Origin of the sequence: Sphingomonas sp. TF3, assembly GCF_003985085.1 — a bacterium.
Taxonomy (GTDB): Bacteria; Pseudomonadota; Alphaproteobacteria; order Sphingomonadales; family Sphingomonadaceae; genus Sphingomonas.
Window position 1 is genome coordinate 73086 of sequence record NZ_RWKS01000007.1, and the last position, 12708, is coordinate 85793.

The window sequence follows — 12708 nt, forward strand, 5'->3', positions numbered from 1 at the left end:
GGGTAGGAGAGGGGATGACCGAACCGCTCTCGCCCCCCGTCGCCGCCACGCGCCCGCACAGCTTCACCCTGCATGGGCACACGATCGAGGATCCCTATGCCTGGCTGAGGGACCCGAACTATCCCGAGGTCGATGACGCGGATGTGCTCGCCTATCTCGCGGCCGAAAACGCCTATTTCGAGAGCGTGATGGAACCGCACCGGCCGTTGATCGACCGGCTGTATGAAGAGATGAAGGGCCGCATCAAGGAAGACGATAGCTCGGTTCCGCAAAAGGACGGCGACTGGGTCTATTGGACCGCGTTCGAAACCGGCGGGCAGTATCGCAAATGGTGGCGCAGGCCGGTCGCAGCGGGCGAGGACAAGAGCCAGGACGTTTTGATCCTCGACGAACCGGCTTTGGCCGAGGGCAAGGAATATTTCCGGCTGGGCGCGTTTTCGGTCAGCAATGATGGGCGGCTGCTGGCTTATGCGATCGACGACAATGGCTCGGAACGCTTCGAGGTGCGCGTCAAGGATCTGATCACGGGCGAGCATTTGCCCGATGTCATTCCGGGGATGCTGTCCGAAATCGTGTGGACCGCCGACGACACGGGCTTTCTCTATGGCCTCGCCAACGACCAATGGCGCACCGACAATGCGCGGCTGCACTGGCTGGGCACGCCGATCGCTGACGATATCGAACTGTTCAAGGAAGCCGATGAGGGTTTCCGCGTTGGCGTCAGCGAGACGAGCGACCGCAAGTGGATCGTGCTGTCGAGCGGCGACCATGTGACCAGCGAAATCTATCTGCTGCCCGCGACCGACCCGCTGGCGACGCCGCTCTGCGTATCGCCGCGCCAGGTCGGGCGTGAATATGATGTCGACATGCATGGCGACACGCTGTTCATCCACACCAACGACACCGACCCCAATTTTCGGCTGTGCACCGCGCATATCTCGGCGCCGGGCGAATGGGTCGAGAAGATCGCGCCGTCGCCGCATTTCTACATGACCGGGGTGGATTGCTTCCGCGACTTCTTCATCGTCGACGGGCGCGAGGATGGCTTGGATCAGATCGAGATTCACCGCTATGAGGAGGGCATCGCGCCGCAGCGCATCCGCTTCCCCGAGGCGAGCTATGATGCGGGGCTCGGCAACAATCCCGAATATGCGATGCAGGTGCTGCGCGTCGGTTATGAGTCGATGGTCACGCCGGGCACCGAATATGATTATGACGTGGCGACGGGCGAGCTGACCACGCTCAAGGTGCAGGAAATCCCGAGCGGCTATCAGGCGGCGAAATACCGCACCGAGCGGCTTAAGATCACCGCGCGCGACGGCACGCAGGTGCCGGTGTCGATCGTCTATCCGGCGGACTTCCCGCGCGACGGGTCGCGTCCTTTGTTCCTCTATGCGTATGGCGCTTATGGCTATGCGATTCCGCCGGGCTTTTCGACCGGGCGGCTGTCGCTGCTCGATCGCGGCTTTGCCTATGCCATTGCGCATATTCGCGGCGGCGATGATCTGGGCCAGCAATGGTATCTCGACGGCAAGCTGGAAAAGCGCACCAACACCTTCAACGATTTCGTCGATGTCGCGAAGGGGCTGATCGCGGATGGCTGGACGTCGGCGGGGCGGATCGCAATTGCCGGGCGTTCGGCCGGGGGCGAATTGATGGGCGCGGTGGTCAATTCCGACCCCGAATTGTGGGGCGCGGTGATTGCCGATGTGCCGTTCGTCGACGTGCTCAACACCATGCTCGATGCCGACTTGCCGCTGACGCCGGGCGAATGGCCCGAATGGGGCAATCCGATCGAGGACAAGGCCGCGTTCGAGCTGATCCGCAGCTATTCGCCCTATGACCAGGTGAAGGCGCAGGCCTATCCGCCGCTGTTCATTTCGGGCGGCCTCAACGATCCGCGCGTGACCTATTGGGAGCCGGCCAAATGGGCGGCCAAGCTGCGCGCCACCAAGACCGACGACAATGTGCTGCTGCTCAAGACCAATATGGGCGCTGGGCATGGCGGCAAATCGGGCCGCTTCGAAAGTTTGCGCGAGGGTGCGGAGGAGCATGCCTTCGTGCTGTGGCAGCTCGGCATTGAGGGGTGAGGCGCTATAGCATGTCGTCACCCCGGGCTTGTCCCGGGGTCCACCGTGCCGGATATCCCTTCGCCGCAGGATGCGCATCCCGGTGGACCCCGGGACGAGCCCGGGGTGACGATGGAAGGGCGCGCGGTTGAGCATCGAAGCCCTCATCGCCAAATACGGCCTGCTTGCCTTGTTCGCGGGTGCTGGCATCGAGGGCGAGACGGTGGTGATCGCCGGCGGGTTGCTGGCGCATAAGGGGCTGTTTTCCTTGCCGGGCGCGATGGCGGCGGCGGCGGCGGGGTCGTTCCTGGCCGACCAGATCTTCTTTGCGCTCGGCCGCTATTTCCGCGATCGGCCGTGGGTGAGGCGCGTGCGCCAGCGCGCGCTGTTCGAACGCGCGCTGGGGTTGCTCGAACGCTATCCGATCGGCTTCATCTTCGCCTTTCGCTTTCTGTATGGCTTCCGCACGATCAGCCCGGTGGCGATCGGCACGACCAGGGTGTCGGCGCGGCTGTTCGTGCTGGTGAACGGGGTCTCGGCCATTGTGTGGGGCGTGGTGTTTACCGGCGTCGGCTATCTGTTCGGCCACGGCTTTGAAAAAGCGATCGAGCGCTTGCTGCCCGATCGGCATGCCATTCTGATCTTAGCGGCGGGCGGGGTCGCGCTCGCCGCACTGGTCGGGGGGTGGCATTGGTGGCGCACGCGCACGCGCGCGGACGCATGAGGAGTGATACGTATTTCGGCGCGGCGCGGCTTTTATCAGGGTCGCGCGGAACCTGTTGCCTCGTCCAGGGCTTCAAGGCGTAAACCCACAAAAAGGTCGCAGCGATGCTCGAACATCTTCCCGAATGGCTTGGCGCTTCGCTCAGCGGGGTGCGTGCGGGCGCGGAGCATCTGGTCATCGTCAACCCGGCCCTGGGCAGCGGTTTCGCACCGATTGCGCTCAGCAGCCCTGCCTTTGCCGACTGGACGGAGATGCCGGTGCGCTTCACCGCCGACGGCGCGGGCGTATCGCCGCCGCTCGAATGGGACGCACTACCGCCGGGCACGCAGAGCCTGGCGCTGATCGTCGAGGATGCCGATTCGCCCACGCCCGCGCCGCTGGTCCACGCGATTGTGTGGGGCCTGCCGGCGGGAATGCACACGCTGGCAGAAGGGGCGATCGTTGCCGATGCCGCAACTGGCGACACCGGCAAGAATTCCTTCCTCTCGCAAAGCTGGCTCGCGCCCGATCCGCCCAAGGGGCATGGCGAGCATCGCTACGTCTTCCAACTGTTTGCGCTCGATTGCCCGGCCGCCGACTTGGGCGAGGCACCTGGGCGCGGCGCGGTGCTCAACGCGATTGCGGGCCATGTGATCGGTGCGGGGATGCTGACCGGGCTGTACGCGCGGGGTCAGGTGCTCTCCGCAACGCTCGATCCGGGCGTTGCGCCTGCTTGACCGTTAGCGTCCTGTCTTTTCGCCCCGCACCTGCGCGACCATTTGCGTGATTGCGGCGAGAACGACATCGGGGCGGTCTTTCATCACGGCGTGCGAGCTGCCGTCGGCGAGCATCGCGCTGCGTCGCGGATTCGCTGCGACGAAGGCCGCGTGCGCGGCCCGCATCCGGGCCGCCTCGTCCGGCGTCTCCGCCCAGGACCGTTCCGCCACGATGTCGATCACCGGCAAAGCAGGCGGCAGGGCGACCGCGCGCGCACGTCGCGCCGTCTTTGGATAGGCCTCGATGATCGGGATCAGCAGTTCAGCCAGCGCCGGAGCTTGGGCGCGAAGGGCCGCATATTGCGGGCGATAGCGCCCGACGATGGCTTCGGTTTCGGCCGGATCGAAAAAGGCGGGGATATTGGCATCCACCAGCACCATTCCGGCGACGCGCCGGTCCTGCGCGGCCAGCAGATGGGCGATGAAGCCGCCATAAGAGTGCGCGACCAGGATTACCGGGCCTTGCACCGCGCAGCGATCCAGAGCGCCCCGTAGCGCGCGCACGTCCTTGTCGATCGAATAGGCACCTTGTCGCCGGTCGCTCTGGCCCAGCCCGGCGCGATCATACACGAAGGTCCGTACCCCAAGCGCCTGCGCTTTCGGCACCAAATTGGCCCAGACCCGCGAATCGTCGCCATTGCCCGCTTCGAACACCAGCGTCACCGGCCCGTTGCCGCCGAGATCGACGAAAAGGCGCTGGTGGCCGATCGCGATCTTGGTCGCGGAGCAGTTTGCCTGTGCTGCCGCCGCAAACGTCATGCACGCGGCCAAAGCCAGCGTAAGCCTCGTTGCCATCCACATTGCGGCACCTCCCTTGTGTAGTATCAATATAATACACAAGGGAGGAAAGCGAGCAACCCTAGCCGCTGTTGCGCAGTGCGGTCGCGATCGCGTTGATCGACAGCAGGATGCCCTCGCCGATGCGGGGGTCCTCGTCGCCCGCGCGGCGGCGCTTGATCAGTTCGATCTGGAGCAGGTTGAGCGGCTCGATATAGGGCAGGCGCAGGCGGATCGAGGCGTCGAGCGCGGGGTGCGCCTCCAGCAGGCGCGATTGGCCGGTCACTTGCAACAGCCCGTCATGCGCTTGCTGCCAGCCGCTTTCGATGCGCGGGAAGATCGCATCGGCAAGCGCGCGATCCTCGACCAGCCCGGCATAGCGCGCGGCAATGCCCATGTCGGATTTCGCGATCACCTGTTCCATATTGGCGAGGCTGGCAGCGAAGAACGGCCAGCCTTGCGCCATTTCGGCGAGCAGGCCCTTGTCCGGAAACGCCGCCAGCGCATGGCCGACGCCGTACCAGCCCGGCAGCATGACGCGCGCCTGCGCCCAGCTGAACACCCAGGGGATGGCGCGCAGATCCTCGATCCGGTCGGATTTGGTGCGGCTCGCCGGGCGGCTGCCGATCTTGAGGCCGGAGATTTCAGCAAGCGGCGTCATCTGGCGGAAGAAGGTGCGGAAGCCGCGATCGTCACCATTGCTGCCGTACACCAGATCGCGATAGGCGTGGAAGGCGGAGGCGGAGAGCGTGTCCATCGCCGCCGAGAAGCGCGCGGTGTCCGCCGCCGACAGCGCCTCGGGCTCCAGGCTGGCGAGCAGGGTGGCCGAGGCCATCGCCTCCAAATTGGTCATCGCGCTGTCCCGCGTGCCATATTTGCCCGCGATCACTTCGCCCTGTTCGGTGATGCGGATGCGGCCCTGCACCGTGCCGGGCGGCTGCGCGCGGATCGCGGCGAAGGACGATCCGCCGCCACGCCCGACCGCGCCGCCGCGGCCGTGGAACAATTGCATGCCGACGCCGGCGTCTGCGAACACGCTTTTCAGCGCGGTCGATGCCTTGGACAGGCTCCAGGTCGAGGTGAGATAGCCGCCGTCCTTGTTGCTGTCCGAATAGCCGATCATCACTTCCTGGAAGCTGCGCGCGGCGGTGATGCCGCGAACTTCGGGCAGCGCGAACCATTCGGTCATGATGGCGGGGGCGGCCTCGAGATCGCCGATCGTCTCGAACAGCGGCACTGCCATGATCGCTGCGCTCGACGGCTCGCCCGAGGCACCGCCGGGGCGGTACAGGCCGACTTCCTTCAGCAGGATGTTGAGTTCGAGCAGATCCGACACCGATTGCGCCATCGACACGATATGCTGCGCGATGCAGGCCGGGCCATAAGTGGCGTGCGCCTGTGCGGCGGCGTGCAGGATGGCGAGTTCGGACTGGGTTTCGTCCGAATAGGCGGCGAACGGGCTGGCGAGTGGGCGGGCGTTGGACAGTTCGTGGCGCAGCAGCGACACGCGCTGCGATTCGCCGAGGCTGAGATAATCGCCCTCGACGCCGGCGACCTTGAGCAGTTCGGCGACGACGCGTTCGTGCACCGCGCTGTTCTGGCGCAAATCGAGCGTCGCCAGATGGAAGCCGAAGGTCTCGACCGCACGCACCAGCCGCCCGAGCGCGCCGCCCGAGGACAAGGCTCCGCCCCCCTGATGGTCTTCCTGCCGCAGCGCGCGCGCGATGATCACGAGATCGGCGCGGAAGGCCTGTGGATCGGGGTAGCGTTCGCCCTTCAGCGCGCCGGGGCGGGGGGCGGGCTTGCCGGTGAGCGCGCGGTGCGTTGCGGCGAGGCGCGCGTAAATGCCCGACAGCGCGCGGCGATAGGGCTCGTCGCTGCGGCTTTCGGCGGCGTCGCCGCTCGCCTCGGCCAGCGCCTGCACGCCCGCATCGGCGGGCGCGAGATCGGTCGAGATCGACAGTTCGGCGCCGAGCGCGTGGACCGCGTCGAGATAATAGACCAGCACTGCCTCACTGGCTTTGGCCAGCGCGGTGGTCAGGCTGTCGGCGGTGACGAAGGGGTTGCCGTCGCGGTCGCCGCCGATCCAGCTGCCCGGCCGCACGAAGCTTGGCACGCGTTCGCCAAGCGCGCGGTCCCAGCGCTGGTAGAGCGCGGGGAGGGCGGGCAGGAACACCTCGCGCAAATAGCTGAGCGCGGTTTCGACTTCGTCGGTGACGTACAGCCGCTCGCGGCGCAGCACGCGCGTCTGCCACAGCAAGGCGATCTGGCGCAGGATCGCTTCTTCGACATCGTCGCCATCGGGGGTTTCCGTGGCGCCGCCGTCGCGCAGCAGCATCAGCGCGGCGATGCGGTTGCGGTGGTCGATCATCGATTTGCGGCGCACTTCGGTCGGGTGCGCGGTCAGCACGGGGGCGATCAGCGCGTGATCGAGCAGGTGCATCACCTGCGCCTTGTCGATGCCCTCGGCCGCCAGCCGTTCAAGCGCGGCGGCAAGGTCCGCCCCGCGTTCGGCGGTGACGCCCTGGCGATCCTCGGCGAGATTGGCGAGCATCGAGAACAGCATGAAGCCGCGCACGAAATCGAGCGTTTCGTCGAGGCTGAGCCGGTCGAGCCCGAGATCGACATCGGTCCCGCCGCGATGCCGGTCGACCGAGGCGGCGCGGATATATTCGGTCCGCTGATACAGCGTATCCCCGCCATAAGCGCGAATGACATCGCCGAGCAATTTGCCCAGGAAGCGGATGTCGGGATTGTTTGCGATGCCGGGGAGGGTTGCCATCGGTCCATGCTGCATTGCGGCAGCGCGGGGGTCAACGTTTCGGTTACAAAAACCGTAGCGTCCGCAGCCTATGCTTCCAGCTCGACATCCCAATACAGCCAGTCATGCCAGGTATCGTGCAGGAAGTTGGGCGGGTAACGGCGGCCATGTTCCTGCAATTGCCAGCTGGTCGGGCGGATCGCGTCGATGTGCAGCGGCATGCCCGCCTGCTTGGGCGTGCGACCGCCTTTCTTGAGGTTGCATGGCGAGCAAGCGGTGGCGACGTTCTCCCAGGTGGTACGCCCGCCCTGCGCGCGCGGCACGATATGGTCGAAGGTCAGATCGTGACCGGCCCCGCAATATTGGCACATGAACTTGTCGCGCAAGAAGAGGTTGAAGCGTGTGAAGGCGGGAAAGGCCGAGGGTCGCACATAGGATTTCAGCGCGATCACCGAGGGCAGCTTGATCCGCTGCGTCGGGCTGCGCACTTCGCGTTCATATTCGGCGACGATGTCGACGCGGTCGAGGAACACCGCCTTGATCGCGGTCTGCCACGGCCATAGCGAAAGCGGATAATAGCTCAGCGGGGTATAGTCCGCATTGAGCACGAGTGCGGGACAGCCATCCGGATGGCGGATCAGATCGGGATGGTACATACGGACCCCCTTTTACCACTGAGTGGCGCTTCCTGCCGGGCTTCAAGCCCATTAGGATGACGCTGTGATGACACCGCACCCTGTCGTTAACGATTTCAGCACAGCGCGCGACTCGTGGTCAAGAGCGGTGTTGGGGTGATCGTGCGCGACGTCGTTACGCGCTTTGCGCCGAGTCCGACAGGGCGGCTGCATCTGGGGCACGCCTATTCGGCGGTGCTGGCGTACGATCTGGCGCGCGCGGGCGGCGGGCGCTTCCTCCTGCGGATCGAGGATATCGATGGCACGCGCAGCCGCGCCGATCATGTCGCTGCGATCCTGGCCGACCTTCAGTGGCTGGGGCTGGATTGGGACGGGGCGGTGCTGTTCCAGTCGACGCGCGGCGATGCCTATGCCGCGGCGCTGGCGCGCTTGCGGGACATGGGGCTGCTCTATCCCTGTTTCTGCACGCGCGCCGAAATCGCCGCGAGCCAGTCGGCCCCGCATGGTCCCGAAGCGGTCTATCCGGGAACGTGCCGGGGGTTGAGCGCGGCGGAACGCGCGACGCGGATCTCAGGCGGGGTGCCGCATGCCTGGCGGCTGGATATGGCGCGCGCGGTGGCGCTGGCGGCAGGCGAGTGCCTGTGGTGGCGCGATGCGGATGCCGGGCGAGTGCGCGCCGATCCGCTGGCGCAAGGTGATGTCGTGCTGGCGCGCAAGGATGCGCTGGCCAGCTATCATCTCGCGGTGACGGTCGACGATGCCGCGCAAGGCGTGACGCATGTCGTGCGCGGGGCCGATCTGTTCGCGGCGACCGACGTGCATCGGTTGCTACAGGCGCTGCTGGGGCTGCCGACGCCACTCTATCACCATCATGCGCTGCTGGTCGGCCCCGACGGGCAGCGGCTGGCCAAGCGCAACGACGCGCCGACGCTCGAAAGCGTGCGGTTGCGCGGCGAAGATGGGCGGGCGCTGGCGGCGCGGTTGCGGGCCGGGGGAGCGGGCATTGGCATTGCCGGGCAAAGCGCCTAGGTTAGGGGCATGAGCACTTTCCTGACAATCCTGCTGGTAGCCGCGATGATCGCGGTGGTCGTCGTGCTGGTTCGCGGACTGGTCATTTTCCTGCTCGGCGCGAGCCAGGATTTGCGCGACGGGGCGAACCCGGGCGAGGCGCGGATCGCATCGTCGGTGCGGTCCAACCAGATGATGCAATATCGCGTGATGTTGCAGGCGGTCGCGATTTTCCTGGTTGTGTTGTTGATGTGGCTCGCCGGCAAGGGCTGAACTTCGCTTTGGGCGCAGCCCGGCGGTTGGGATAAAATATGGTCAAGCTCAACCGCATCTACACGCGTACCGGCGATGACGGCACGACCGGGCTGGTCGACGGATCGCGCATTGCCAAGGACGCCGCGCGGCTGGCGGCGATGGGCGATGTCGACGAAGCCAATAGCGCGATTGGCGCGGCGATCGCCGCGCTGGCGCAAGAGGGGTTGCCCGCCGCCGAATTGTCGGCATGGCTCGAGCGTATCCAGAACGATTTGTTCGATCTCGGTGCCGATCTCGCGACACCGAAAGCCGAGAGCGACGGCGACGACTTCGCACCGTCTGAAAGGACGCTGCGGGTGGTGACGGCGCAAGTCGAACGGCTTGAGGCGGAGATCGACCGGATGAACGCTGGTCTGGCACCCTTGACCAGTTTCATCCTGCCGGGCGGAACACCCGGGGCAGCGGCACTCCACATCGCCCGTGCGACGGTGCGTCGCGCCGAGCGTACTGCGGTCGCGGCGACGCGGACGGAGGCTTTCAATCCGCTCGCGCTCGCCTATCTCAACCGTCTGTCGGATTATCTGTTCGTCGCCGCGCGCATAGTGAACCAAATGGCGGGTGGCGACGTTTTGTGGCGACCGGGAGCGACGCGCTAGCACGGCTGGCGTTTCTGAGGGAAGGGGACATGACGATGCAAAGGCGACCAGTCCCCAAACGCCCGGCAAGCCCGCTGGTGGAGCGTTTTCGAGCAGTCCGCGCGCTGTCGGTCGCGTTGGTCGCACCGCTGTCGGATGCCGACGCCACCGTGCAGTCGATGGAAGACGCCTCGCCCGCGAAATGGCATCTGGCGCATACGAGCTGGTTTTTCGAAACGTTCGTGTTGCGCGATTTCGTCGGTGGGTATGCGCTTTATGACGCGCGCTTTCCGTTCCTGTTCAACAGCTATTACGAGGCCGAGGGCAAGCGCCACGCGCGCGCGCGGCGCGGCATGGTGACGCGGCCATCGCTTGAGGAGATCCTGGCCTATCGCGCGCATGTCGATGCGGCGCTGGCAGCGGCGCTGCCCGATCTTCCCAAGGCGGCACAAGACCTGGTGGCACTGGGCTGCCAGCATGAACAGCAGCACCAGGAATTGCTCGTCACCGATATTGTCCATCTGATGGCGCAGAACCCGGTCGAACCCGCCATATGGGCACCCCCACGCAAGGTGCCTGTGGCGATGCCGGGGCCGGTCGGCTGGATCGAGGGCGCACGCGGGATTGTCGAAATCGGGTACGACGGCGAAGGGTTCGCCTTCGATGCCGAGGGGCCGCGCCATGCGGTGTTGCTCGGCGCTCATGCGCTGGCCGATCGCACCGTCACCAATGGCGAATGGGCCGCGTTCATCGCCGATGGCGGCTATGCCGAACCGCGCCATTGGCTGTCCGATGGCTGGGCATGGGTGCAGCGCGAACGCATTGCCGCGCCGCTCTATTGGGAGCGGGCCGATAGCGGCTGGACGCGCTTCGGGCTCGATGGACGGCGCGCGATCGATCCCGCCGCTCCGGTAACGCATGTCAGCTTCTACGAAGCCGACGCTTATGCCAGCTGGGCGGGCGCGCGTTTGCCGACCGAGGCCGAATGGGAAGCCGCGGCTGCGTCGCATGATCCCGCAGGCGGCAACCAGATGGACATGGCAGGCCCGGTCGAGCCGCGCCCGGCGACGGGTGGGCCCGCTTTCTTCGGGGACGTGTGGGAATGGACCGGCAGCGCGTTCCGGCCCTATCCCGGCTTTCGCGCGGTCGAGGGCGCGGTTGGCGAATATAATGGCAAGTTCATGAGCGGGCAGTGTGTGCTGCGCGGGGGATCGTGCGCGACACCGCGTGGCCATATGCGGGCAAGCTACCGCAATTTCTTTTATCCGCACCAGCGCTGGCAGTTCACCGGCGTCCGGCTGGCGAAGGACCTTTGAGATGTTGAAACCGGAAATCGAGGACGGCCAGGTCACGCTCGCCGATCCGGCGTTTCGCCACGACGTGCTGCGCGGCTTTGCCAGCCGCCCGCGCGCGATTCCGGCGCGCTGGTTCTATGACCGGCGCGGATCGGAATTGTTCGAAGCGATCACCGATCTGCCCGAATATTATCCGACGCGCACCGAAACCGCGATTCTGCGGGCCTGCTGCGCCGAGGTTGCGCGGATCGCGGGCGCTGGGCGCGCTGTCGTCGAGTTCGGATCGGGTTCCTCGACCAAAACGCCGATCCTGCTGCGTGCGGTCGAGCCGTCCGCTTATGTGCCGATCGATATTTCAGGCGATTTCCTGCGCGAATCCTCGGCCGGGCTCGCCTCCGCCTTTCCCGGCTTGCCGGTGTTGCCGGTGGAAGCCGACTTCCTCCATCCGATCGCGCTGCCCGCACAAGTTACGGAGACGCCCAAGCTCGGCTTCTTCCCGGGCTCCACCATCGGCAACATGATCCCGCATTCCAGTGTCGATTTGCTGCGCGCGATGAAGGCGTCGCTGGGCGAGGGCGCGATGCTGGTGATCGGGATGGACCGGATCAAGGATGCGGCCGTGCTGGAGGCGGCCTATGACGATGCGCAGGGCGTGACGGCGGCGTTCAACCTCAATTTGCTCGAACGCATCAACCGCGAACTGGATGGGACGATCCCGCTCGACGCTTTTCGCCACCGCGCGATCTGGAACGACGATCGCGCGCGGATCGAGATGCATCTGGAAGCGATCCGCGACGTCGCCTTCACGATCGAGCGGCGTCCGTTCGACATGGCGGCGGGCGAGACGATCCACACCGAGAACAGCCACAAATACGGCCCGCGCGATGCCCGCATCCTGCTGCGGGCGGGCGGATGGACGCCGGTTGCGGAGTGGACCGATCCGGACGGGCTGTTCGCGGTGATCCTGGCGGAGGCGCAGCCCGCGCGGCACGCACCGTGATAGTGGCAGGCACCAAACCTCTAGTTCTTGCGGGTAAGATCTGACGAGTCGACGCGGAACAATTCGGGTGTCTGGTCAACTTCAGGGGGCTTGTGTGCTACCCGAACCGGAATGGCCTCCTCGGTGAAGCCAATGATCGTACGATCCGTGTCGAGCAATGCGTCGCTGCCGCTGGTCAGCATTCCGCCCAGAGGTCCGGCCACTGCGACTGCGGTGCTCATCCTCTTCAAGTTGGTCGCACCATTTTGTTCGAGATGCCCCGAGATAGCGTAGCTGTGTCCGTTCAGGTCGAGAGAAACCATATCTAGCTTGATGAGCCCAGCCTTGCCGAACATGCCTTTGCCGCTGACAGCGGTGACACGGGCAAAGGCCGGTGTTCCGCGTGGTATAGCAACTGCTCCGTCGAGATTGACGTCGTAGGAGATTTTTAGCGTCACTTTCTGACCGACTGCCAAGGTGGAAGAGTTTAACGAAGTCGTTGTTTGAAGCAGCAACTCCGTCTTGGCCGGCAAAATGGCGTCGATAAATTGCTCGACGGGAAGTGGCTTGTTTTCCGGAGCAACGGGCGTGGCTGGTACCCCAATATTTACCTGTGCTGCGCAGGGAGCCGCAAAAGACACGATGTCTATGGAACATGCCGCAATCAAAATTCGGTAACAGTTAAACCTTGTTCGTGATTTCATGTTCTGCCCCCGCGCCGTCAATCCCCAGCTTAATTACTTTGCCCCAAGGCAACAAGGTCCAGAAGCCGTGGCGGGGGGTGTTGGGGGATGCATCACGAGAATGTTTGTGCG

12 protein-coding genes are annotated in these 12708 nt (G+C 65.4%); 8 read left to right on the forward strand and 4 right to left on the reverse strand.

The annotated features are described in order from the left end of the window. Nucleotides 1–14: 14 nt before the first annotated feature. From EJC47_RS07990 to EJC47_RS08000, 3 genes are all read left to right on the forward strand, one after another. Nucleotides 15–2090 (forward strand): S9 family peptidase, encoded by a 2076-nt coding sequence (locus tag EJC47_RS07990; protein ID WP_126846677.1) that lies wholly within the window; start codon nucleotides 15–17, stop codon nucleotides 2088–2090. 127 nt (nucleotides 2091–2217) lie between these two features. Next, nucleotides 2218–2793, forward strand: a complete 576-nt coding sequence (locus EJC47_RS07995; RefSeq protein WP_126846678.1) for a DedA family protein — start codon at nucleotides 2218–2220, stop codon at nucleotides 2791–2793. A gap of 104 nt (nucleotides 2794–2897) precedes the next feature. Then, nucleotides 2898–3509 (forward strand): YbhB/YbcL family Raf kinase inhibitor-like protein, encoded by a 612-nt coding sequence (locus tag EJC47_RS08000; protein ID WP_126846680.1) that lies wholly within the window; start codon nucleotides 2898–2900, stop codon nucleotides 3507–3509. 3 nt (nucleotides 3510–3512) lie between these two features. Here the strand turns inward: EJC47_RS08000 and EJC47_RS08005 are convergent, their stop codons facing one another. The 3 genes from EJC47_RS08005 to EJC47_RS08015 all read right to left on the reverse strand — a co-directional run bounded on the left by EJC47_RS08005 (nucleotide 3513) and on the right by EJC47_RS08015 (nucleotide 7742). Further along, entirely contained in the window at nucleotides 3513–4343 is an 831-nt protein-coding gene (locus EJC47_RS08005; protein ID WP_185867604.1) for an alpha/beta fold hydrolase, read from the reverse strand. A gap of 64 nt (nucleotides 4344–4407) precedes the next feature. After that, a complete protein-coding gene (gene ppc / locus EJC47_RS08010; RefSeq protein ID WP_126846684.1) occupies nucleotides 4408–7107 on the reverse strand; it encodes a phosphoenolpyruvate carboxylase in 2700 nt (899 codons plus the stop codon). Between the two features lie 68 nt (nucleotides 7108–7175). After that, nucleotides 7176–7742, reverse strand: a complete 567-nt coding sequence (locus tag EJC47_RS08015; RefSeq protein ID WP_033966190.1) for an HNH endonuclease — start codon at nucleotides 7740–7742, stop codon at nucleotides 7176–7178. Between the two features lie 135 nt (nucleotides 7743–7877). Between EJC47_RS08015 and gluQRS the strand changes: the two genes are divergently transcribed. Genes gluQRS through egtD form a run of 5 tightly spaced genes read left to right on the forward strand, consistent with a single transcriptional unit; the run spans nucleotide 7878 to nucleotide 11914 of the window. Next, entirely contained in the window at nucleotides 7878–8750 is an 873-nt protein-coding gene (gene gluQRS / locus EJC47_RS08020; protein ID WP_126846686.1) for a tRNA glutamyl-Q(34) synthetase GluQRS, read from the forward strand. A gap of 9 nt (nucleotides 8751–8759) precedes the next feature. Next, entirely contained in the window at nucleotides 8760–9002 is a 243-nt protein-coding gene (locus EJC47_RS08025; RefSeq protein ID WP_033966191.1) for a twin transmembrane helix small protein, read from the forward strand. Between the two features lie 38 nt (nucleotides 9003–9040). Continuing rightward, nucleotides 9041–9640, forward strand: coding sequence for a cob(I)yrinic acid a,c-diamide adenosyltransferase (locus EJC47_RS08030; protein ID WP_126846688.1), 600 nt, complete (start codon nucleotides 9041–9043; stop codon nucleotides 9638–9640). 35 nt (nucleotides 9641–9675) lie between these two features. Further along, nucleotides 9676–10935 carry an ergothioneine biosynthesis protein EgtB gene (gene egtB, locus EJC47_RS08035; protein ID WP_126846852.1) on the forward strand — a complete coding sequence of 420 codons (1260 nt, stop codon included), beginning with the start codon at nucleotides 9676–9678 and terminating at the stop codon, nucleotides 10933–10935. A gap of 1 nt (nucleotide 10936) precedes the next feature. Continuing rightward, nucleotides 10937–11914 carry an L-histidine N(alpha)-methyltransferase gene (gene egtD / locus EJC47_RS08040; protein ID WP_033966193.1) on the forward strand — a complete coding sequence of 326 codons (978 nt, stop codon included), beginning with the start codon at nucleotides 10937–10939 and terminating at the stop codon, nucleotides 11912–11914. Nucleotides 11915–11934: 20 nt separating this feature from the next. Here egtD and EJC47_RS08045 read toward each other — a convergent pair whose 3' ends face one another. Beyond that, nucleotides 11935–12597, reverse strand: a complete 663-nt coding sequence (locus EJC47_RS08045) for a hypothetical protein (protein WP_126846690.1) — start codon at nucleotides 12595–12597, stop codon at nucleotides 11935–11937. Nucleotides 12598–12708 lie beyond the last annotated feature (111 nt).